We start from the raw sequence: 21,883 nt of genomic DNA, 5'->3' as shown, positions 1-21,883 counted from the left end.
TAAATTTCAAAAGGAAATCATGCCTGATGCGCATTGCGACGGCGTGAGTACCATTCAAGGATTTGGTGACGATGCAAACTGACGGAACGACCAACGACAACAACAATGAGAAGCGCACCGGACAATGCGCTGGAAATTTGATTCGGCACTCCGGCCATCTGTAGCCCCTGCTGTAAAAATCCCACCAGCAGCGCCGCCAACGCGGACCCCATAATCGACCCGGAGCCACCATAAATATTGGCGCCTCCCAGCACAACCGCCGTAATGGCCGGCATCAGGAAAGAGGCGCCCAGATCCGAACGTGCGGAGCCAAAGTAAGAAACCAGTAATACGGCGGCGATAGCGGAGGCGCATCCGGTCATGGCATACACGGTATACAACGTGCGATTCACCGGGATCGCGCTGTACTGCGCGACACGGGCGCTCTGGCCAATCAGGAAAACGTTGCGTCCCATATGCGTGCGATGCATGAGCAGCCAGAAAAACAGACAGCACACAAGAAAAAAAATAAGCGGCATGGGAATACCAAGAAATGAAATATTGGCAAAGTCAGTGAACGCTGTGGGAAATCCACCAATACCTTCATAACCCGTGGCGCCAGCCATACCAGATAACAATAATGCGCTACCACCAAATAAATACATGGTTCCCAGGGTAATCACCAACGGGTTTACGCCGGTATAAATAATAAGTCCGGCATTTATCAGCCCACATATTGCGCCGAGTAGTAGGGTAATAATAATCGCTAAAGGTAGCGGCATACCGAGCTGAAACAGCACACCCAGGGTAATCGCGCATAGCCCGATGGTAGAACCAAATGAAATATCCATACCACCGCTGACAATAACCATTGTTAGCGGCAAAGCGATAATACCGATACAAATAAAATCGCTAGTGCTAAAAAGTAAGACATTAATATCTAATAAACGTGGATTAATCAGACCGAAAGCCAGAATTTCAAAGATCAATAAGGCTGCCAGCGCAATTTCCCAGCTATAGCGTCGCCATGGATTCATCATGCCACCTCTTTGTTTTTATTCTGTTGTGCGTGCGTTTTTGCTTCCGCCTGTAGTGGAGTGGGTGGTGATATAAAACGGGCATATTTCTGGCGGCGCAGATTGCGTTGTAATGCGCAACGCAGCCGCCCATCGAATACCAGTACGCCCAACAATACCAGGCCAGCAATAAAATCGTTCCACCAGGCGGGGATACGCAGCAGCACTAACACACTATCGATTTGCGTAAGAAAATAAGCGCCGAGAATAGCGCCGATGACCGTGCCTGACCCGCCTAACAGGCTAATTCCCCCCAATACGCAGGCCGCGATGGCTTTCATTTCCAGCCCCGTGCCGGTTTGATTGGGAATGAAGCCAATCTGCGAGGCAAACACGATTCCAGCCAATGCCGCCATACCGCCATTAAGTGAAAATGCCATGATGCGTACCATCTCGGTACGGACACCCAATTGCCGGGCGCCCTGCAGGTTATCGCCGGTGGCGTAAAAATTGCGGCCAAAGGCGGTTTTCGCCAGGAGCCAGGCCATAAGCAGCGCTAACACCAGGGTAAACCAGCCGATTGCGGAAATTCCCAGAAACACCGGAGCAGAGAGTTGCTTTAAGCCTGCGGGTAATCCTTCAATCCATTTCCCCCCTGTCCATAGCAGCATGATCCCACGATACAAGCCCAGCGTTCCCAGCGTGGCGACAATGGCGGGTATCTTCAACCAGGCAACCAGTACGCCATTAAAAAATCCGGCGACAATTCCTAATATTAGTGTGGCCAGGCAGGCGACCGGCAGGCTATAGCCGGCGTTTAACATCACTCCCAGCAATACCGCGCACATGCCTGTCGTCGAGCCCACCGATACATCAATATTGCGGGTGAGCATTACCATCGTCGCGCCAATCGCCAACAGCATCAAAATTTGCGCGCTACTGAAAACCATTGTCAGCGTTTGCACGCTCAAATACTGGCTATCCAGCGCGCCAGGAAACACGAATAAACAGACTATTGCCAGCAGTGCCGTCGCTTCCCGGTTATTTTGGATGAATTTCAACATGTTGCCTCCGACGCACCATGTTCGCCAAACGCAACGTGCATGATGGTATCAACGTTAATTTCCTCGCCGCATAACGCAGGCCCCCCCAGTTCCCCCTGGTGCATGACATATACGCGATCGGCCATCTGCTCTATCTCTTCCAGATCGGAGGAAATAAACAGCACTGCGACATTTTGTTGCGCGATACTGCGCAACAGCTGATAAATATCGCTGCGGGCGGAGACATCGACACCGCGGGTCGGTTCATCGACAATCAGTAATTGCGGAGAGGCTTCCAGGCATTTGGCAATCAATACTTTTTGCTGGTTACCGCCGGATAAAGTACGCGCCGCCTGTTCGGCATTATTGAGTTTGATATTTAACGCGCGGTGGTAACGTTCAAGGGTGGCGTTATCCCGCTGGGGCTTTATCCAAAATCCTTTTTGGTTGTGGGTCAGCGAACAGACATTCCATGCCAGGGAAGCGTCAAGATACAGCCCGGATGACTGCCGATCTTCCGGCAAATAGACCAGGCCGAGCTGCAACCGCTGTTGGGTTGTCAGGGCGTTAATTTCTTCGCCATTGAACAGCATCCGCCCCGCATTGACCGGTCTAATACCGTACAGCGTTTCAGCCAGTTCTGTGCGTCCCGCGCCGACCAACCCGGCCAGACCAAGGATTTCGCCTGCCCGCACCTCAAGGTTGATATTCATAAAACCTTCGCCCGTCAGTGACTCCAGCGCTAATACCGTCGCACCACGTTCGTTCTGCGGGCGGCTGCCAGGCAATTCCAGCCACAACTTTTGATTCGCGGAAAGACTGACGCCCTGCGTTGCCGGGGTGATAGCTTGAATAATCTCGTCGGTAGAAAGGTCATGCGTTTTTCCGAATAATGCGATTTTACCGTCACGCATCACGCTAACGCAGTGAGCTAACTGTCTAATTTCTGGTAGCTTATGAGAAATAAATACAATTCCGACACCCTTTTTCAGCAACTCTTGCAGACGCGTAAATAACCGGTCAGTTTCGGCTGGCGTTAACGACGCCGTGGGCTCATCAAGAATTAAGATTCGCGAGTCGCGCATCAAGCCGCGCATAATTTCAACGATCTGGCGGTCTGCAACATCAAGCGTACCCGCAGCGCTCGCCGGATCGAGTTGGCATCCCATCGCCTTTAATAGCTGCTGCATTTTTTCCGTGGAGGCCTGACGTCCCTGCAAGCCAAACAAGATATTTTCCCGCACAGATAAACTCGGAAATAACAGAGGCTCCTGGGGAACCAGGTAAATGCCATACTGGTGCGCCTTCAGAGGCGTTAAATGACTGCAACGCACACCAGCAATATCGATAGTCCCTCCATCTGGCGGGACTATACCGGCAATAATCTTCATTAATGTTGATTTACCCGCACCATTGCCGCCAAGCAATGCGTGCACCTCTCCCGCATGCAGAGTAAAGTCAATTCCCTTTAGTACTTCGACGCCGGAATAACTTTTATAAATGTTCTGCACACAAATCAGAGGGGATGCAGTATTGTGACTGATTTGCATGTTGCCTCCGCTCCCTCAATGTTGACTGACGGGACTGAACAAATGTTTTTTGAAAAAGAAATTGTTCAAAACGGTAGTAGTTATTTGGTCAAAAAACTCTCATCCAGATCACGTTTTCTGAATAAATGAATTTTTAGATGATAAATGTTCAGATTTGACGCGTTTTTGTGGCGTTAATCACGGTTATTTCGGAGTGATAACTGAACAATTGTGTTAATGATTTAGAAATGTTCAAAGTAAAGCCAGGTTATGACAATGAGCGATAATACGTTGGTATCTGATTATGGAATGTGCGAAGAAGAGCAGGTGGCGCGTATTGCCTGGTTCTACTATCACGATGGATTGACGCAGAGTGAAATCAGCGAGCGTCTGGGGCTAACCCGGCTAAAGGTTTCTCGTCTGCTGGAGAAAGGGCATCAGTCCGGTATTATTCGCGTACAAATCAACTCCCGCTTCGAAGGGTGTCTTGAGTATGAAAATGCCTTGCGCAACCACTTCGCATTGCAGAATATCCGCGTGCTGCCGGCATTACCCGATGCCGATATTGGTCTGCGCTTAGGAATCGGCGCCGCCCATATGCTGATGGAGTCACTGCGGCCACAGCAACTGCTGGCCGTCGGCTTTGGCGAAGCCACGATGACCACATTAAAACGCCTCAGCGGATTTATCTCGGCGCAACAAATCCGACTGGTCACGTTATCCGGCGGCGTGGGGCCGTATATGACCGGAATAGGCCAGCTTGATGCCGCTTGTAGCGTAAGTATTATGCCCGCGCCGCTGCGCGCATCATCGCAGGAAATTGCCTGCACGCTGCGCAATGAAAATAGCGTGCGGGATGTGATGCTCACAGCGCAAGCTGCCGATGCCGCCATCGTGGGGATTGGGGCAATTAACCAGAAAGATCAAGCCAGTATCTTAAAATCCGGCTATATCACTCAGGGTGAACAACTCATGATTGGCCGCAAAGGCGCAGTAGGCGATATTCTGGGCTATTTTTTTGATGCTCATGGCGAAATTATTCCAGACATCAAAATCCATAACGAATTAATTGGCCTGAAGTTAAATTCACTTTCCACGATCCCAACCGTGATTGGCGTCGCCGGCGGCGAACAAAAAGCAGAAGCTATTATTGCCGCTATGCGCGGTAACTATATCAATGCGCTGGTTACCGATCAGAAAACCGCAGGGAAAATAATTCAACTTATTGAAAAATAAAAAATAAAATAACACTTACCTCAATTCAATAAACAATAACTGACAGGATTTTATGTAACGATGTAAAAATAGCCGAGGATAAAAAAATGGCTCGACTCTGTACCCATACTGAATCAGGACATTACCTGATGGCTCTTGACGCCGGTACCGGTAGCGTCAGAGCAGTAATTTTTGATCTACAAGGAAAGCAAATAGCTGTCGGTCAAGCGGAATGGCAGCATCTGGCCGTGCCGGATGTGCCTGGTTCGATGGAGTTTGATCTTGCCAAAAACTGGCAACTGGCTTGCCAGTGTATCCGTCAGGCACTACAGAAAGCCGCCATCCCTGCAACGGCTATCGCTGCCGTATCGGCCTGCTCGATGCGTGAAGGCATTGTTATTTATGACAGTAATGGCGAACCAATTTGGGCCTGCGCTAATGTTGACGCCCGCGCGGCGCACGAAGTCAGTGAATTAAAAGAGCTGCACGATAACACCTTTGAGGAGGAAGTTTATCGTTGCTCCGGGCAAACGCTGGCGCTCAGCGCTATTCCGCGTCTGCTCTGGCTTGCCCACCATCGTCCGGATATTTATCATCGCGCGTCAACCGTCACTATGATCAGCGACTGGATGGCCTTTATGCTCAGCGGCGAACTGGCGGTCGATCCCTCCAACGCAGGCACGACGGGGTTATTGGATCTGGTGACCCGCAACTGGAAACGTAGTCTGTTACAGATGGCGGGCCTGCGTTCTGACATTCTCTCGCCGGTAAAAGAAACCGGGACGCTGCTCGGTCACATTTCACAGAAAGCGGCTGAACAGTGCGACCTGCAAGCGGGTACGCCGGTCATCGTTGGCGGCGGCGATGTGCAGTTAGGCTGTCTGGGGCTGGGCGTCGTACGCCCGGCGCAAACGGCCGTGCTGGGCGGAACCTTCTGGCAACAGGTCGTCAATCTTCCCGCGCCGGTCACCGACCCAAACATGAACGTTCGCATCAATCCTCATGTGATCCCCGGTATGGTACAAACCGAGTCTATTAGCTTTTTTACTGGGTTAACGATGCGTTGGTTCCGCGACGCCTTTTGCGCCGAGGAAAAACTAATCGCTGAAAGGTTAGGTATTGATGCGTATTCCCTGCTGGAAGATATGGCCAGCCGGGTGCCTCCCGGCGCGTACGGTGTGATGCCCATCTTCTCTGACGTTATGCGTTTTAAATGCTGGTACCATGCCGCGCCGTCGTTTATCAATCTGTCTATCGATCCTGAAAAGTGTAATAAAGCGACCCTATTTCGCGCGCTGGAAGAGAATGCCGCCATTGTTTCCGCCTGCAATTTACAGCAAATTGCCGCGTTTTCCGGCGTACAGGCCGACTCGCTGGTTTTTGCCGGCGGAGGATCTAAAGGCAAATTATGGAGCCAAATCCTTGCCGACGTTACGGGACTCACCGTTCACGTACCTGTCGTCAAAGAAGCTACCGCGCTAGGGTGCGCTATTGCCGCAGGCGTTGGCGTGGGTGTCTGGCCATCGCTGGCGGAAACGGGAGAAAAGCTAGTGCGCTGGGATCGGGAGCATAAACCTAATCCTGAAAATTTCGCTGTCTATCAGCAGGCCAGAGAAAAATGGCAGGCCGTTTATCAGGATCAACGCGCGCTGGTCGATGGTGGCTTAACGACATCCCTCTGGAAAGCGCCAGGCCTGTAACAGGAGAATAAGCATGCAAAAAACGAATGAGAAGAATCATGAATACCGCTTTGGCGATAATGGCCCTAAATACTTAATCCGTGGGCCGGGCTGCGATATGGGCGTCGTCATACTACAACCAGGGCAGTCATTCCCTAACCATCGCCATAATACCGCTTGTGAGATTTTTTATACCCTAAGCGGTGAAGTGTGCCTGTATCTGGAAGGAACACCTCATATCCTGCAAACTGGAGATGTTTTACAGTGCGAACCTGGGGAGGCGCATTATCTCATTAATAACGGTGATAAACCCTGGAAAGGCGTGTTTATTAAATCGCCGCATCTGGAAAATGACAGCCACCCCGCAGATCCACCGGCCTGGTAACGCCCGCGCCATCGCCAGATTTTGCCGGATAGCGCCACAAGAGCCTTGTCCGGCCTCCAACCGGCATTCGTTAATGCAATATCAAGCTGTCATTTGATGACCTGTTGGTTCAAGATATCACACTGATGATCCTGAATTTCCTCGGCAGAAGCGCGATTGAAGGTCAGTAAATTACGCTCGGTCGCCAGCAGGACAAAAGAGCCATCGCTTTGGCGTATCACCGCCAGCGCGATACATCACAGCATCCCCGCCCGCGCAGGAACTTTCCCTGGTCCCATCGCCACCACAGCAGCAAAAAATAGCAGTGCGGTCATAAACTCCGGCAGTGGCGAAGTCGCCCACAGAAGGATAGTAATGCCAACCATGATGAAAGGAAGGAACAGAGGATGGGGCAACCAGAGCGACATACCTGTCTCCTGACGATTTTTTCAGCAAGAATACGACGGACAGTCAGGCAGGTAAACGCCAGATATAGTGGGGTTATCGCAGGATTAAGCGGACAGATCAGTGATAATGAATTTCACCAAAGTATTCAGACAGCACGTAATAGCGGCAATACTCAAAAGGGCTGTCCTTCCCGGCCTGAAACGTCTGTCTGGCGACAGATAACAGCGGTTTATTGGCGGCGATTTGCAATTTTTCGCACAGGTCAGCGGAAGGTAAAATCGCCTCAACTTTTTCTATCGCCGAGTCGCTTGTGACGTTTAATAACGAATAAAGCGACGTATGCTCCAGCGCCTGCGGTGTAAGTTGCAGATCGGGAAAGAAGCTAAGATCGAGATAGATCTTTTCATGGTTAAACGGACGGTTATTCAGGCAACGAATACGCGAAATATAGAGATAGTGATGCTGTGCGGGCAGGCTCAAGCCGTCTGCCTGAGCGTCGCGCGCGCGGCGCGGCGCGATTTCCAGAATACGGTTCTCAATCGCCACGCTGGCGTCCTGGAGATCGCGGGTAATACCGCGAAACGTGTGCCCGTAGCTCACGCCTTCCGGCACCGAGCACACCACCGAACCACTCCCGCGCTGCGACGAAATAATGCCCGCATTGATTAATTCGCTCCAGGCCTGTTTAACCACAATCAGCGAGACGTTGTAGGATCTGGCAATCTCTTTTTGCGTCGGTAGTTGGCTACCCAAAGGCAAAGACCCGTTCTGGATCTGCTGACAGATGATAAAAAATAGTTGCTTATAAAGCGGAGTAAAGCTCGTTTTATCAACCTGCAAGCTGCGCACCTCACGTCTTCGCCAGCAGGGGACGTTTTACCGTCCCCGGCAGGGTGAAGTCGCTACCCTGCGATTTGCCTGGCCAGTTCTGCCAAATCGAAATGATTCATACGATCCAAAGTCGTTAAATAATCGGCGGGAAAAGCCTCCACGCCATGGAATGCGCCGGAAATCGCCCCAACCATGGTGGCGACAGTATCAGTATCATTGCCGATATTAACGCCGGAGATAATAGCATCTACGGCAGAATTCGGACAACACGCGAACAGGCCAAAGGCCGCCGGCACCGCTTCACTCACGTGCAGCCCGGAGCCAATAATATCGGCAATATCCACTATCGCCGTTTCCCAATGACGATGACGTTTACCGATATCTACGGCCAGCTCAATGCGTCGGGCAACGGAAGGCCCGGCCACCATCATCGCCCCTTGCTCCTGCGCCAGCAGATAGCCCCTTTGCGCACCGTAAATACCAGCGGCAATAATGCTGTCTGCGTTGGTCTGCGCTCTTAACGCCTCGCTGGTTGCCGCCGCCATCGCCGCTGCGCCGGACATCGCCAGCACGTTATTATGCGTAAAACGGCAAATCTGTAGCGCGCAGTCAATCGCCGCGTCAATATCACCCGGATGCAGCACCGCCGCTGGCCAAATCTTCATGGCGGCGCCGTTCGTTGCCTCCGCGTTACCCTTATTAATAATCTGTACCGACTGTTTTTCGCCTTCCAGCTCACCCTGTAAAGAGGCGCGGTTATCATTGAATATTGCCTTCATTGCCGCACGCGTCGTCGGGCCGGTAAAGTTGGCGTAGTACGGGTAATCCAGCCACTGCTGAAAAGCCTCGCGCATCGCCTCGTCGCTGACCTGGCGTTGATGGCGCAGCAGCGCATCCATAATGTACTTCGCCTGAATAAAATCATCCGTGCACATCCCCGCTTCGTTGCAGCGGCCAAACGTGTCCGCTGGCGGTTTTTGAAAGGTCGTCACCCAGCCGCCAAAATAGTCTTTTATTTGCTGCTGGGTGCGTACTTCCGTCGCGGCTCCCATCGCGTCCGCGGCGGCGGCGCCCACCAGGCATCCCAGTATTTTGTTTTGATCAACGTGCATGATGACTCCTTATTTCACGGTCATGGCTTGTGCCAGCGAATGGCTGGAAAGAAAAGTGTTTAGCTGGTCGGGAAACGGTAAAGCGGTCATTGCGCCCTTTGCCGTTACCGCCATGGCGCCGCAGGCGTTGGCATTGCTGATAGCCTCCGCCAGCAGGGCATGGTTCCAGCAATTTGCGCGGGAAAGGGTGAACAGCAGGCCGCCGACAAAAGCATCGCCTGCCCCGGTGGTATCGACGACATCGACGCGTGGTGCGGGAAAATGGAACTCCCCCTCGGCGGTAATCAACAGCGCGCCATCGGCCCCCAGCGAAATGATCGTGGTGTCACAGCCAAGATCGCGCAGGTAATAACGCGCATCCTGCCAGTGACTGGCCCCGCTGAGCTGGCACAGCTCATCTGCCGAGACTTTGCAGATAGAAGCCAGTGCGGCGGACCGGGCGATCAGTTCAGGGATTTCATCAGTATTCCCCCACATTTTGCTGCGTAAGTTGACGTCGAATAACACGTAGCCACCGGCTTCTCGCATGCGTCTCGCCCCTTCCAGACATGCTTCGCGAGCGGGACTGTCGGTGAGGCCAATTGAGCTGAAGTAAAACCATTCGTACTGCCTGAACGGCGGCAAATCCTGCGGCGAAACGTAGGTATCAGCCCCCGGATGCACCAGATAGGTAAAGCTGCGTTCCCCGTCAGCCGTCAGGTTGACGATCAGCACCGCGCTGGTCAGGTCCGCATCCAGCCTTAGAAACGTGACATCCACGCCGTTATCCTGAAAAACCTGGCGCAGGAAGCGGCCGGCGTCATCGTCACCAAGACAGCCAATAAAACCGCACTCTCCGCCCAGCCTGGCAACGCATACCCCCACGTTCGCCGACGCTCCGCCGGGGCATTTCAGATAGCTGTTCTGTTTTTCCGGCACCAGGTCAACGGAGGCATCGCCGATAACCCAAACCTTATTCATGGCCTTCATTTGCGCCTCCTTATGCCTGTTTCTGCGCCAGGGCAAGCTGAATATCACGATAATATTCGTTGTTAATCAGATACTTTTTCATAAGCAGCCCAACCGCAAGGTGAAACAGAGCCGGAATGAGCGTCATCATCAGCGCAATACCGGTGAGCGAACGCGCGCTCTGTTCAACATCGGCCTGATAGCCAAAGTGGCTCAGCAGGAATCCGAGTATCCCGCCCGCGATCCCCATCCCAAACTTCTGGAAGAAGAGGATGCCGCCAAACGCCAACCCGGAAACGCGCAGACCGGTTTTCTTTTCGCCGTAATCCACCGCTTCGGCGATAGAGGACCAGAACACCGGCATTTGCATATCGCAGAAGAAATTAATAAGAAAATAGAACGCAAACGCCAGGATAAGATTTTCACGCCCGACGGAGAAATACATCAGCGCGCTCAGGATAAAGGTAATAATCTGGGTGTAGCGGAACATCTTAATTTTGTCCCAGAACTTGGTTATCCAGGTGGTAGCGATCATCGCTAAAATAGAGGCAACGACGCCGGTAGTCAGGAAGGGTGAAATCAGACTATCTCCGCCGTTCAGATAATACTTGGCGTAATAAGCGGCAACGGAACCGCGAATAACATAACCGCACATCAGCAGCAGAATAACAACGCCGAGAATAATCCACTGATCGTTGCGTAACAGATATTTAAACTGTTTCCCCACCGATAACGACGTAATTTCCGGCTCGCTGCGTTCACGCGTGGTAAGAAAACAGAAGATAAACAGCAAGGCGCCCATCGCCCCCATCAGCCCCATCGAAAACTGGTAACCCAGCGCCTTGTTGCCCTGCCCCAGCCAGACGGCAAGCATCGGTACGACGATAGTCACCAGAAAAGCGGCAATCTTGGTCATCACAAAGCGATAACCGTTGGCGCTTAACCGTTCGACGGGGTCGCTGGTAATCACGCCAATCATCGAAATATAGGGAATGGTGATCGCGGTATAGACCAGGGTCATAAGAATATAGGTGCCATAGGCCCACGCCAGCTTGGCCATATAAGCCATATCAGGCGTAATAAACATCAAATACACGGCGAAACCAAAAGGAATGGCAAACCACAGCAGCCACGGGCGGTAACGTCCCCAGCGCGTATTCAGTTTATCGGTCAGAACCCCCATGGCCGGATCGATAATGGCATCAATCATCCGCACAACCACAAACAGTACGCCAACATCAGCGGCGCTCAGGCCGTAGATATCGGTATAGAAATAGGCGAGGAGCAGCTGCATGGCGATAATCACAACGTTTATCGCCATATCTCCCGCGCCGAAGCCGATTTTTTCCACAATAGAAAGTTTCATGTTGATATTCCTTTACGCTTAGCAGCGCAAATCTGGTGAACAATTAATGATGTCACTACATGAAATAAAAACGTTTTTATAAATAAGCCGCCTGTCCGACACGCAATGGAGGCTATGAAGAGAGTGTAACCATCCTCAAAAAGATATAAAGGTATACCTTTATATCTTTTGATCGATTTCACATATTTTTATAGACACGATCTTACCCCGGTTTTAAACCGGGATAAGAATCAATAAGATAATGAACAGGGGGTGTAACGAAAATCAGCGGGAAGACAAAATGGCGCAACTATGATCCTGAATCTCTTCCGCCGATGCGCGATTAAGCGTCAGCAGGTTACGCTCGGTCGCCAGCAGAACAAAAGAGTCGTCGCTTTGGCGTACCACCGCCAGCGCATAGCGTCCCATATGATCGCGCGCTTCCGGCACCTCTTCCGCCAGCATCATAAACGGACTACGCTGCGCCAGTTCGCTCTCGGTTACCCGGCGCGCCAGGTATTCATGCCCCATCAGGCCACCCGGCAGCGGAAGCCAGCGAGTGCTGATGCGCGTGAGATCGTTATCCAGTTGTTCCCGAACGTCAGGACGGATGCAAGAAATATGGATATGCAAATGGTCCTGTGAACGACCAAGCCGCGAATTAATCGCCAGCGAGACCGCGCTATCCGGAATATCATGCCCGTATTTTTTACTCATATAGCCGCGAGCCTGCCAGGCCAGCCAGAAAAAGTTGGGCGTAGCGGGTTCCAGCAATAGCGGGCTTTCTGTACCGTTGATACGGTAGGTGGGCATCAATAAATATTGCAACGGACCGTGACGATCTTTAAAGACGACATAGCCAGCGCGAGGTTTGACTTCCGCGCACGGCGCTGGGTTTTGATGCTGTAACTGATCGGGCAGGCATTGTTCAAGCACGATTTCCCGTAATGCATCAGGGTTGCCGGAAAATTTCCAGTAACCGACGCCCGCCGCGGCGACAATCACTATCACCGCCAGTAAAAAGTAGCCTGTTTTTTTCATGATATGCGTTCCCTGTGACCCATAGACGGGGAAGAGTAACGCAAAATTGTGGCAAAGAAAAAACCCGGTAACATAATACGTTACCGGGTTTATAAACGGTTTAGCGTTTGCTGATTTGGTCGAACGTACCGCCATTAGCGAAGTGATCTTTTTGCGCCTTCGCCCAGCCGCCAAACACCTCGTCAATGGTGAAAAGCTTCAGCTTCGGAAACGCATCGTCGTATTTTTTCGCCACGTCAGCATCGCGCGGACGGTAGAAGTTTTTCGCTGCTATCTCCTGCCCTTCCGGCGAGTAGAGATACTTCAGATACGCTTCCGCTACCGCTTTGGTGTCTTTCTTTTCCACCACTTTGTCGACCACGGAAACGGTCGGCTCTGCGAGAATAGATTCACTCGGGGTCACTATCTCAAATTTATCTTTACCCAGTTCATTCGTCGCCAGTAGCGCTTCGTTTTCCCAGGCAATCAGCACATCACCGATACCGCGTTCAACGAAAGTATTGGTTGAGCCGCGCGCGCCGGAGTCCAGCACTTCAACGTTTTTAAACAGGGCTTTGACAAAGTCCTGCGCTTTGGCCTGATCGTTATTGTTGTGGTGCAGGGCGTAGCCCCATGCCGCCAGATAGTTCCAGCGGGCGCCGCCGGAGCTTTTCGGGTTTGGCGTAATCACCGACACACCGGGTTTAATCAGATCGTTCCAGTCATGAATTTGTTTTGGATTGCCTTTGCGGACCAGGAAAACGATGGTTGAAGTGTAAGGTGCTGAGTTATCCGGCAGACGCTTGATCCAGTTTTTATCGATACGACCACGTTCCGCAATAGCGTCCACATCGTAAGCCAGCGCCAGCGTCACGACATCGGCTTCAATGCCGTTAATGACGGAAGTCGCCTGTTTACCCGAACCGCCGTGCGATTGGCGGATCACGACGTTGTCGCCGGTTTCCTGCTTCCAGTGCGCGCTAAACGCTTTGTTGTACTGCTCGTACAGCTCACGCGTTGGATCGTACGATACGTTAAGTAACTGAATATCCTTTGCCAGAATGCTGGTTGACGCCAGCAATAATGTGAACCCCACGCCCCACTTTTTCATCGCCCGACTCGCTTATGTTGTGTTGTGATGAGCAAAGCGTGCCAGAAAAAGATCCAAACATTAAAGAATAAAAAAAGATTGGCTATAACTTCGAGGAATAAATCTGAGGGATTGCCGGATGGTGGCTAGCGCCTAATCCGGCCTACACGTTTCTGCAACCTGTAGGCCTGATAAGCGTAGCGCCATCAGGCGCGCAAAAACAATCAGTACAGTTTTTTCGCGCACTCCATCCAGTCGCTTTTGAACGGACGCTTCATGTTTTCAATCGCATCGATGATGTCATGATGAACAAGCTGCTCGTTCTGGATACCGACACAACGACCGCCATGGCCTTCCAGCAGCAGGTCAATAGCATACGCGCCCATACGGGAAGCCAGAATGCGATCGTAAGGTACCGGGGAACCACCGCGCTGAATGTGGCCGAGCACCGTCGCACGCGTTTCACGGCCCGTTTCTTTTTCAATAAAGTGCGCCAGCTCGTCAACATCGCACATATGTTCGGTGATAGCGACGATAGCGTGTTTTTTCCCTTTCGCGATCCCGGCTTTGATTTCCGCCACCAGATCTTCGCGATTAAATTCAACTTCCGGCACCACGATAAACTCACAGCCGCCAGCAATAGCCGCCGCCAACGTCAGATCGCCGCAATAACGGCCCATCACCTCAACGATAGAGATACGCTGGTGAGAAGAGGAGGTGTCACGCAGACGGTCAATCGCTTCCACTACAGTGCCGAGAGCAGTGAAATAGCCGATAGTGTAGTCGGTGCCTTTGATGTCGTTATCGATAGTGCCTGGCAGACCGATGCACGGGAAGCCCATTTCAGTCAGACGTTTTGCACCCATATAAGAACCGTCGCCGCCAATAACTACCAGCGCATCGATACCGCGTTTTTTCAGGTTTTCGATCGCGACAGCGCGAATATTTTCGTCACGGAATTCCGGGAAACGGGCAGAACCGAGGAAAGTACCGCCACGGTTGATCATGTCAGATACGCTGTAACGGTCAAGCTGAACCATACGATCTTCATACAGGCCCAGATAGCCGTCATAAATGCCCATGACTTCCAGCCCTTCCGTCAACGCTGCGCGCACAACACCGCGGATTGCCGCGTTCATGCCCGGCGCATCACCGCCGCTTGTCAACACACCGATTTTCTTAATCATGACTACCTCTGAACTTTGGAATGCAAAATGAAATCTATTGCCGGAAGCCGATTTCGCACTTCGAAACGATCCAACGAATATACAGATAGTATAACAATCCCTTCCTGCTGAATTGATTCAGGTCAGGCCAAATGGCGGTAATTTATACACAAAATGCTGGCCTGGCTCACTTTTTAACAATCAATTATACAAGCTCGAACTTCCTGCCTTCCCTGGGAACGACTGAACAGGGATCCTGATGAATAATGACATCTGAACCCGGAAAACGCTGTAAAATCGCCTGCTCTACCTGGTCAGCCACAAAATGCGCCTGAACGAGCGGCAGATTATCTTCCATTTCCAAATGAATCTGAATAAAGCGAGTCGGCCCTGACTGCCGCGTGCGGAGATCGTGCGCGCCGCTGACTCCCGGCCATGACGTCACGATATCAATAATTTCCTGTCGTTCCGCATCGGGCAGCGCGCGATCCAATAATGACTGCACCGCCTCATACCCCATACGTAACGCGCTATACAAAATATAGATGCCGATACCTAACGCAAACAGGGCATCCGCACGATGCCAACCGTACCAGGATAACCCCAGCGCGATAAGAATCGCTCCGTTCATCATAACATCAGACTGATAATGAAGCATATCCGCCCGTACCGCCTGACTTTGGGTCTTGCGTACCACCCAGCGCTGAAACGTGACCAGTATAATAGTGCATATCAGAGCGATGACGGTAACGCCAATCCCCACGCCGGGGTCGTTCATTGGCGTCGGCTTAATCAGATTCTGAATACTGGTCAAAAACAGAAACAACGCCGAACCGGAAATAAACATACTTTGCGCCAGCGCCGCCAGCGACTCCGCTTTACCGTGCCCAAACGTGTGTTCATCATCTGCGGGTTGCAGCGAATAACGCACGACCAACAAATTCGTCAATGACGCGGCAATATCCACCAGCGAGTCCACCAACGCCGCCAGAATACTCACCGATCCCGTATACCACCACGCAAAAATTTTGATCAAAAGTAACGCTGATGCCATCGCCGTTGCCGCGATAGCCGCCCGGCTAACCAGCCGTCCATAGGTTTGATTCATAAATACTCCCGCTATCTTCTGCCGGTAGTATAACGGATGGTTTAAAACAGTAAGCTAATAACAGAATGACAAACTGGAGATAAAAAAAACCCCCACATCATGTGGGGGAAGACAGGGATGGTGTCTATGGCAAGGAAAACAGGGTTGTTACTGGGAACGTGAGTTGCTACTACTCAATAATTTCAACGATGAACTTTTTTGCCATTGCGCCACGTCGCGCAGTTGCTCCATTCGTTGCTGATGCTTTTCATTCAAAACCGCTTGCTGCTCCGGCGTTAACAGGCGATACATCTGGTTACGCACGCGGGCCATTTCGACCTGGCGGGCAACCTGCTCTTGCGCCATTTTTTCTGCCTGAGCGCGCACAGCGCTTTCATCAAATTTTTCTGCGGTGACAAGCCGATGCATTGTCTCCATTTCGCTAACATTAACAGGAGGCTGTTCGTGCCTTGCCTGTTGCATAAGATCTCGCATCTGCTGACGCTGATGTTCGGTTAAACTTATGCCGTCAAACATATGATTTTGCGCGCTACGCTGCGTGGCCCCGTCACCGGGGTGCCAGTTATCGCTTGTAACAACTTCAGCTGCGTGGCTTAAAAAACTGAATGCCAGCGTTGAGGCCATAACAGCAGCGGTAACTTTGCGCATCGCTTGCTCCCAAAATCTTTTCTGTCGCGATTCAACGAGAGACAGTTTACGATTCGGGCTGCAAACATGCGTCAGGGGGTGTAAAACAACGTAAAGTCATGGATTAGCGACGCCTGATGACGTAATTTCTGCCTCGGAGGTACGTAAACAATGAATAAAATCCTGTTAGTTGATGATGACCGAGAGCTGACTTCCCTGTTAAAAGAGCTCCTCGAAATGGAAGGTTTTAATGTCCTGGTGGCCCACGACGGCGAGCAGGCGCTTGAGCTTTTGGATGACAGCATCGATTTACTTTTGCTTGACGTCATGATGCCGAAGAAAAACGGTATCGATACGTTGAAAGCGCTTCGCCAGACACACCAGACGCCTGTCATTATGCTGACCGCGCGCGGCAGCGAGCTGGATCGCGTTCTCGGCCTTGAGCTGGGCGCGGACGACTATTTACCCAAACCGTTTAACGACCGCGAGCTGGTAGCGCGCATCAGGGCTATTTTGCGCCGTTCCCACTGGAGCGAACAGCAGCAGAGCAGCGACAACGGCTCGCCGACGCTGGAAGTCGATGCGCTAAGCCTTAATCCGGGTCGCCAGGAAGCCAGTTTCGATGGCCAAACGCTGGAGCTGACCGGTACGGAATTCACCCTGCTCTATTTGCTGGCGCAACACCTCGGCCAGGTGGTTTCCCGTGAACATTTAAGCCAGGAAGTGCTGGGTAAGCGCCTGACGCCGTTCGATCGCGCCATTGATATGCATATTTCTAACCTGCGCCGCAAACTGCCGGAACGCAAAGACGGTCATCCGTGGTTTAAAACATTGCGTGGTCGCGGCTATCTGATGGTTTCCGCTTCATGATAGGAAGTTTAACCGCGCGCATCTTCGCCATCTTCTGGTTGACGCTGGCGCTGGTGCTAATGCTGGTACTGATGTTGCCCAAGCTCGATTCACGCCAGATGACCGAGCTGCTGGACAGCGAACAGCGCCAGGGATTGATGATAGAGCAACATGTAGAAGCTGAACTTGCGAACGATCCGCCCAACGACCTGATGTGGTGGCGTCGCCTGTTCCGCGCGATCGATAAGTGGGCGCCGCCTGGACAGCGGTTATTACTGGTGACCTCTGAAGGACGCGTGATCGGTGCTGAACGCAGCGAAATGCAGATCATTCGTAACTTCATTGGTCAGGCGGATAACGCCGATCATCCGCAGAAGAAAAAATATGGCCGCGTAGAGATGGTGGGGCCGTTCTCCGTTCGCGACGGAGAGGATAATTACCAGCTTTACCTGATTCGACCGGCCAGCAGTTCGCAATCCGATTTTATTAATCTGCTGTTTGACCGCCCGCTTCTGTTGCTCATTGTCACGATGCTGGTCAGTTCGCCGCTCTTGCTATGGCTGGCATGGAGTCTGGCGAAACCGGCGCGTAAGTTGAAAAACGCGGCTGATGAAGTGGCGCAAGGCAACCTGCGTCAGCATCCGGAGCTGGAGGCGGGTCCGCAGGAGTTCCTCGCCGCTGGCGCCAGTTTTAACCAGATGGTGACGGCGCTGGAACGGATGATGACCTCGCAGCAGCGTTTGCTGTCAGACATCTCCCATGAGCTGCGAACGCCCCTTACGCGCCTGCAACTGGGTACCGCGCTGCTGCGTCGTCGTGGCGGCGAAAGCAAAGAGCTGGAGCGTATTGAAACCGAAGCGCAGCGTCTGGACAGCATGATCAATGACCTGCTGGTGATGTCGCGTAACCAACAGAAAAATGCGCTGGTCAGCGAAACGATGAAAGCCAATCAGCTATGGGGCGAAGTGCTGGATAACGCCGCCTTTGAAGCCGAACAGATGGGCAAGTCGTTAACGGTAAATTATCCGCCGGGGCCGTGGCCGCTCTATGGCAACCCAAACGCGCTGGAAAGCGCGCTGGAAAATATTGTTCGTAATGCGCTGCGCTATTCACATACGAAGATTGAAGTCGGCTTCTCGGTGGATAAAGACGGTATTACGATCACGGTCGATGACGACGGGCCGGGCGTCAGCCCTGAAGACCGTGAGCAGATCTTCCGTCCGTTCTATCGCACTGATGAGGCGCGCGACCGCGAGTCTGGCGGCACCGGGCTGGGGCTGGCGATTGTCGAAAGCGCCATGCAGCAGCACCGCGGCTGGGTGAAGGCTGACGATAGCCCGCTCGGCGGGTTGCGGCTCACGCTGTGGCTACCGCTGTACAAGCGAACCTAAAAACCATCGGCCTGCGAATGCAGGCCGATTTTTTATCTCGCCGTCGAGATTTACCGGGAGATTTCCGGCGCCAGAATCCACTCGGCGCTGTCATTCCACACGTCCATCCGGGTAATTTTGCCATCGCGCACTTCGAAGCGGTCGATAAAGCGGTTATCGGCAAACGGGCGACCGTCGGGCCATTCGCCATACAACGTACCGTTGGAATAAATCACAACGTAATCATCATGCTGCACCGCATCAAACTCGCCCAGCGCCTTCTTCACCCACTTGTAGCGAGCGCCGTTAAACTGCGCGATATCTGCCGCGCCCGCCATCGCCCGGCCTCCGGTGAAGATAATTTTCACCTCCGGGTGCATATACGTTGCGGCGCGTTCAGCATCGGGAATCATCGAGGCCACCAAAAATTCTTTTACGATCGCCACCGCATTTTCAGCTTCAGTCATAATCCTTCCTTTCATTTTGGCGGAGTTTTATCCCCCCACAGTCGTCTGGCGCTATCTTCAATTTTGCCGCTCAAACGACGCTTTTGCATGGTGCGGCTCCAGCTCGCCGACAGCCCAGCGGCGCTCAACAGCCGGTGATATTGTTCGTCATCAAACGGCATAGACCAGGCGATAACACCCGCTTCATGAACCGAGACATCGCTCAGACGCGACGCCAGTTCCAGCGGCGCATCGCTGGAGACCTTACCTGGCGCAATGACCCGATACAGCCAGCCGGTTTTTCCGCTGTTCTGCATAAGGAGGGCCATGTCGCTGATGGCAAAGTGGAAATTAAGTTTAAAGCATGGAGAGCGCGGCTGAGTGACCTGGATCAACGCCTCGCCCCAGCGGTAGATGTCGCCAATAAACACGTTGTGTTCGGTCATTCCGTTCGTCGACAGATTCTCGCCAAACGCCGGGGCGCAAAACAGCGTCGCCTGCTCGGGGAACTGGCGAATCCAATCAGCATAGTGTTCGCGGGGGTAATGGCATAGCGCGCGGTCGGGGCCGCCGTGGATTTTCTTTTCGGCCTGCTGATCGCCTGCCAGACCGAGCTCGGTCAGCATGAGCTCGCCGTCGATTTGCACCTTGGCGATAGCACTCGGGCGGCTGCCGTCATAGTCACGAATTTTGCCAATAAACACGTCAACCGGATAATGCATCTGCTGCTCCTTACGCGGATACAAAAAAAGCGAGTCATCAGACTCGCTTCTACAGACGTGCAATGCAAATTATTTTTTAGCGGCGAAACGCGCTGCTGCTTCGTCCCAGTTCACCACGTTCCAGAACTCTTTGATGTAGTCCGGGCGGCGGTTCTGGAATTTCAGATAGTAAGCGTGTTCCCACACGTCCAGACCCAGGATCGGGAAGCCGGAAGCACCGGAAATGGCTTCACCCATCAGCGGGGAATCCTGGTTTGCGGTAGAAACCACAGCCAGTTTGTCGCCTTTCAGCACCAGCCACGCCCAGCCGGAGCCGAAACGGGTTGCTGCTGCTTTTTCGAATTCAGCTTTGAAGTTGTCAACGGAACCGAAGTCACGCTCGATAGCCGCTTTCAGATCGCCCTGCAGAGTGGTGCCTTTTTTCAGTCCTTTCCAGAACAGGCTGTGGTTAGCGTGGCCGCCGGCGTTGTTACGCAGCACGGTTTTTTTGTCCGCTGGCACCTGGTCCAGTTTAGTAATCAGTTCTTCAACCGGCAGGTCAGCAAACTCAGGCAGGTTTTCCAGCGCCGCGTTAGCGTTGTTGACATAGGTTTGATGGTGTTTGGTGTGGTGAATCTCCATCGTCTGCTTATCGAAGTGCGGTTCCAGTGCATCATAAGCGTACGGCAGGGATGGCAGTGTATAACTCATAATCATCTCCATTATTGTCGAGCGGCACAGTGTTAACGCCGCGTAAGCAGTTGGTTCATTATAGTTAATTAAATGATATTGAAAATGATTATCAATGCCGTACTTTTTCCAGGGTTATAAACGTTACGGCATCCGCTGAAAAAAACCGTTTTTTACGCCTCCAACCGAAACCGCCTGTTGATGAATTCCTGGAAATCATGAAATGTGAAACAGGGTTTCAAAATCTTTCTTTTGGTGCCAAATTTTGTCAGCGGTGGCAAAATCAAGAAGGTTATAATTTCACACTGCAATTACATTCCCGGTAAATTATTACAATTGCGAGGGAATCATGAAGCAACCTGGTTTTATACGTCTGGCTACGTTGGCCTTACTCTCCACACTCTCTTTCTTCTCCCACGGCGAAACCATTTTGCGCCTGGCCTACGCTGAAAATAGCCAGCCGGTAAAAGATGCGTTGCACTTCCTGGGGCAGCAAGTTGAAGAGAAAACGGGCGGCGATATCAAAGTACAGTACTTCCCGGACGGACAGCTTGGCGGCGAGCGCGAACTGGTGGAGTTGACGCAGGTCGGCGTCGTCGACATCACTAAAGTGTCGTCCGGGCTGATGGAGAGTTTTTCGCCTGAGTACGGCGTGTTCTCACTTCCCTACCTGTTTGCCACCGTCGAGGAATACTACCGCGTAATGGATAACCCACAGGTGATGGAGCCTGTTTATCAGTCCACCGCCGCGCAGGGGTTTATCGGCGTAGGCTGGTATGATTCCGGTGCGCGTAATTTTTATATGAGCAAAGCGCCGGTTAAACGCATTGAGGATTTACGCGGGAAAAAGATCCGCGTCATGCAGAGTGAGACGGCGATCCAAACCCTCAAACTGCTGGGCGCTTCGCCTATCGCCATGAGCCAGGCGGAGGTCTATACCTCGTTACAACAAGGCATTCTCGACGGCGCGGAAAACAATGAGTTCGCTCTCACCATCGCCCGCCACGGCGAAGTCGCCCGTTATTACACCTACGATATGCACACCCGCATTCCCGATATCCTGCTAATGAGTACCCTCACGCTGGAAAAGCTGACGCCGGAACAGCAGCGCATCGTCGAAGCCGCCATCAAGGCGTCGATCGAATTTGAGAAAGCCGCATGGGACAAGGAAATAGAGAAAACCAGGCTGGCGGCGGTAAAAGATTTCAACGTTGAATTCTACGAGATCGACAAAAAACCCTTCCAGGAGGCAGTACAGCCTATTTACGACGGTCTGAAAAACAAACCGCGGCTTTACGGGCTGTATCAACGTATCCAGACAGCAAAAAATTAATCTAATCAGGAAAT

General features: G+C 52.3%; 21 protein-coding genes and 2 pseudogenes. 6 read left to right on the top strand and 17 right to left on the bottom strand.

The window, feature by feature from the left end; translation table 11 throughout:
- Positions 1 to 17: 17 nt before the first annotated feature.
- From lsrD to lsrA, 3 genes are read right to left on the bottom strand one after another with little or no spacing between them, the layout of a single operon-like run.
- Positions 18 to 1,019, bottom strand: a complete 1,002-nt coding sequence (lsrD, locus tag J4650_RS20160; RefSeq protein WP_072100810.1) for an autoinducer 2 ABC transporter permease LsrD — start codon at positions 1,017 to 1,019, stop codon at positions 18 to 20.
- Positions 1,016 to 2,059 carry an autoinducer 2 ABC transporter permease LsrC gene (lsrC, locus tag J4650_RS20155; RefSeq protein WP_000911133.1) on the bottom strand — a complete coding sequence of 348 codons (1,044 nt, stop codon included), beginning with the start codon at positions 2,057 to 2,059 and terminating at the stop codon, positions 1,016 to 1,018. Before lsrC ends, lsrD begins: the two co-directional genes overlap by 4 nt.
- Positions 2,053 to 3,588, bottom strand: coding sequence for an autoinducer 2 ABC transporter ATP-binding protein LsrA (gene lsrA / locus J4650_RS20150; protein WP_001167248.1), 1,536 nt, complete (start codon positions 3,586 to 3,588; stop codon positions 2,053 to 2,055). The genes lsrC and lsrA overlap by 7 nt, the downstream gene beginning before the upstream one ends.
- Before the next feature lie 255 nt (positions 3,589 to 3,843).
- On the opposite strand from lsrA, the gene lsrR reads away from it, so the two are divergent.
- The 3 genes from lsrR (at position 3,844) to J4650_RS20135 (ending at position 6,846) form a co-directional block, all read left to right on the top strand.
- Positions 3,844 to 4,803, top strand: a complete 960-nt coding sequence (gene lsrR, locus J4650_RS20145) for a transcriptional regulator LsrR (RefSeq protein WP_001283049.1) — start codon at positions 3,844 to 3,846, stop codon at positions 4,801 to 4,803.
- A gap of 86 nt (positions 4,804 to 4,889) precedes the next feature.
- Positions 4,890 to 6,482: an autoinducer-2 kinase gene (gene lsrK, locus J4650_RS20140; RefSeq protein WP_023993656.1), complete on the top strand. Its 1,593-nt coding sequence runs from the start codon at positions 4,890 to 4,892 to the stop codon at positions 6,480 to 6,482.
- Between the two features lie 13 nt (positions 6,483 to 6,495).
- Positions 6,496 to 6,846, top strand: a complete 351-nt coding sequence (locus J4650_RS20135) for a cupin domain-containing protein (protein ID WP_001173080.1) — start codon at positions 6,496 to 6,498, stop codon at positions 6,844 to 6,846.
- A gap of 89 nt (positions 6,847 to 6,935) precedes the next feature.
- On the opposite strand, the pseudogene J4650_RS20130 reads toward J4650_RS20135, so the two are convergent.
- The 11 genes and pseudogenes from J4650_RS20130 to cpxP form a co-directional block, all read right to left on the bottom strand.
- A pseudogene (locus J4650_RS20130) lies at positions 6,936 to 7,076 on the bottom strand (CDP-diacylglycerol diphosphatase); the annotation flags it as partial.
- A 51-nt stretch (positions 7,077 to 7,127) separates the two neighbouring features.
- Positions 7,128 to 7,253: pseudogene (locus J4650_RS20125) on the bottom strand (hypothetical protein); the annotation flags it as partial.
- Positions 7,254 to 7,350: 97 nt separating this feature from the next.
- Entirely contained in the window at positions 7,351 to 8,073 is a 723-nt protein-coding gene (locus J4650_RS20120) for a GntR family transcriptional regulator (RefSeq protein ID WP_001528882.1), read from the bottom strand.
- 62 nt (positions 8,074 to 8,135) lie between these two features.
- Positions 8,136 to 9,176 (bottom strand): ADP-ribosylglycohydrolase family protein, encoded by a 1,041-nt coding sequence (locus J4650_RS20115; RefSeq protein ID WP_000557881.1) that lies wholly within the window; start codon positions 9,174 to 9,176, stop codon positions 8,136 to 8,138.
- A 9-nt stretch (positions 9,177 to 9,185) separates the two neighbouring features.
- Positions 9,186 to 10,145: an aminoimidazole riboside kinase gene (locus J4650_RS20110; RefSeq protein WP_021294116.1), complete on the bottom strand. Its 960-nt coding sequence runs from the start codon at positions 10,143 to 10,145 to the stop codon at positions 9,186 to 9,188.
- 10 nt (positions 10,146 to 10,155) lie between these two features.
- Positions 10,156 to 11,490 (bottom strand): MFS transporter, encoded by a 1,335-nt coding sequence (locus J4650_RS20105; RefSeq protein ID WP_000777314.1) that lies wholly within the window; start codon positions 11,488 to 11,490, stop codon positions 10,156 to 10,158.
- Between the two features lie 264 nt (positions 11,491 to 11,754).
- Positions 11,755 to 12,510, bottom strand: coding sequence for a CDP-diacylglycerol diphosphatase (locus J4650_RS20100; protein WP_000750762.1), 756 nt, complete (start codon positions 12,508 to 12,510; stop codon positions 11,755 to 11,757).
- Positions 12,511 to 12,610: 100 nt separating this feature from the next.
- Positions 12,611 to 13,600, bottom strand: a complete 990-nt coding sequence (locus J4650_RS20095) for a sulfate ABC transporter substrate-binding protein (RefSeq protein ID WP_000758711.1) — start codon at positions 13,598 to 13,600, stop codon at positions 12,611 to 12,613.
- A gap of 203 nt (positions 13,601 to 13,803) precedes the next feature.
- Positions 13,804 to 14,766 carry a 6-phosphofructokinase gene (gene pfkA, locus J4650_RS20090; RefSeq protein ID WP_000591793.1) on the bottom strand — a complete coding sequence of 321 codons (963 nt, stop codon included), beginning with the start codon at positions 14,764 to 14,766 and terminating at the stop codon, positions 13,804 to 13,806.
- Between the two features lie 184 nt (positions 14,767 to 14,950).
- Positions 14,951 to 15,853: a CDF family cation-efflux transporter FieF gene (fieF, locus tag J4650_RS20085; RefSeq protein WP_001077320.1), complete on the bottom strand. Its 903-nt coding sequence runs from the start codon at positions 15,851 to 15,853 to the stop codon at positions 14,951 to 14,953.
- Between the two features lie 147 nt (positions 15,854 to 16,000).
- Positions 16,001 to 16,501 carry a cell-envelope stress modulator CpxP gene (gene cpxP / locus J4650_RS20080; protein WP_001233463.1) on the bottom strand — a complete coding sequence of 167 codons (501 nt, stop codon included), beginning with the start codon at positions 16,499 to 16,501 and terminating at the stop codon, positions 16,001 to 16,003.
- A 150-nt stretch (positions 16,502 to 16,651) separates the two neighbouring features.
- Here cpxP and cpxR point away from each other — a divergent pair, with 150 nt between their 5' ends.
- Entirely contained in the window at positions 16,652 to 17,350 is a 699-nt protein-coding gene (gene cpxR / locus J4650_RS20075) for an envelope stress response regulator transcription factor CpxR (RefSeq protein WP_001033731.1), read from the top strand.
- A complete protein-coding gene (cpxA, locus tag J4650_RS20070) occupies positions 17,347 to 18,720 on the top strand; it encodes an envelope stress sensor histidine kinase CpxA (RefSeq protein ID WP_000580402.1) in 1,374 nt (457 codons plus the stop codon). Before cpxR ends, cpxA begins: the two co-directional genes overlap by 4 nt.
- A gap of 50 nt (positions 18,721 to 18,770) precedes the next feature.
- Here cpxA and J4650_RS20065 read toward each other — a convergent pair whose 3' ends face one another.
- From J4650_RS20065 to sodA, 3 genes are all read right to left on the bottom strand, one after another.
- A complete protein-coding gene (locus J4650_RS20065) occupies positions 18,771 to 19,166 on the bottom strand; it encodes a nuclear transport factor 2 family protein (RefSeq protein ID WP_000133440.1) in 396 nt (131 codons plus the stop codon).
- Positions 19,167 to 19,177: 11 nt separating this feature from the next.
- Positions 19,178 to 19,867: a 6-hydroxyaminopurine reductase gene (yiiM, locus tag J4650_RS20060; RefSeq protein ID WP_000559229.1), complete on the bottom strand. Its 690-nt coding sequence runs from the start codon at positions 19,865 to 19,867 to the stop codon at positions 19,178 to 19,180.
- A gap of 69 nt (positions 19,868 to 19,936) precedes the next feature.
- The gene (gene sodA / locus J4650_RS20055) at positions 19,937 to 20,557 is read right to left on the bottom strand and encodes a superoxide dismutase [Mn] (RefSeq protein ID WP_000122632.1); all 621 of its coding nucleotides are present in this window, start codon (positions 20,555 to 20,557) and stop codon (positions 19,937 to 19,939) included.
- Between the two features lie 328 nt (positions 20,558 to 20,885).
- Here sodA and J4650_RS20050 point away from each other — a divergent pair, with 328 nt between their 5' ends.
- Positions 20,886 to 21,869 (top strand): TRAP transporter substrate-binding protein, encoded by a 984-nt coding sequence (locus tag J4650_RS20050; protein WP_023993687.1) that lies wholly within the window; start codon positions 20,886 to 20,888, stop codon positions 21,867 to 21,869.
- The last annotated feature ends 14 nt before the right edge of the window (positions 21,870 to 21,883 follow it).

The organism is Salmonella sp. 32120201201600049SM, from assembly GCF_017572835.1.
Classification (GTDB): Bacteria; Pseudomonadota; Gammaproteobacteria; order Enterobacterales; family Enterobacteriaceae; genus Salmonella; species Salmonella enterica.
This window is presented reverse-complemented; position numbering and strand designations above follow the sequence as displayed.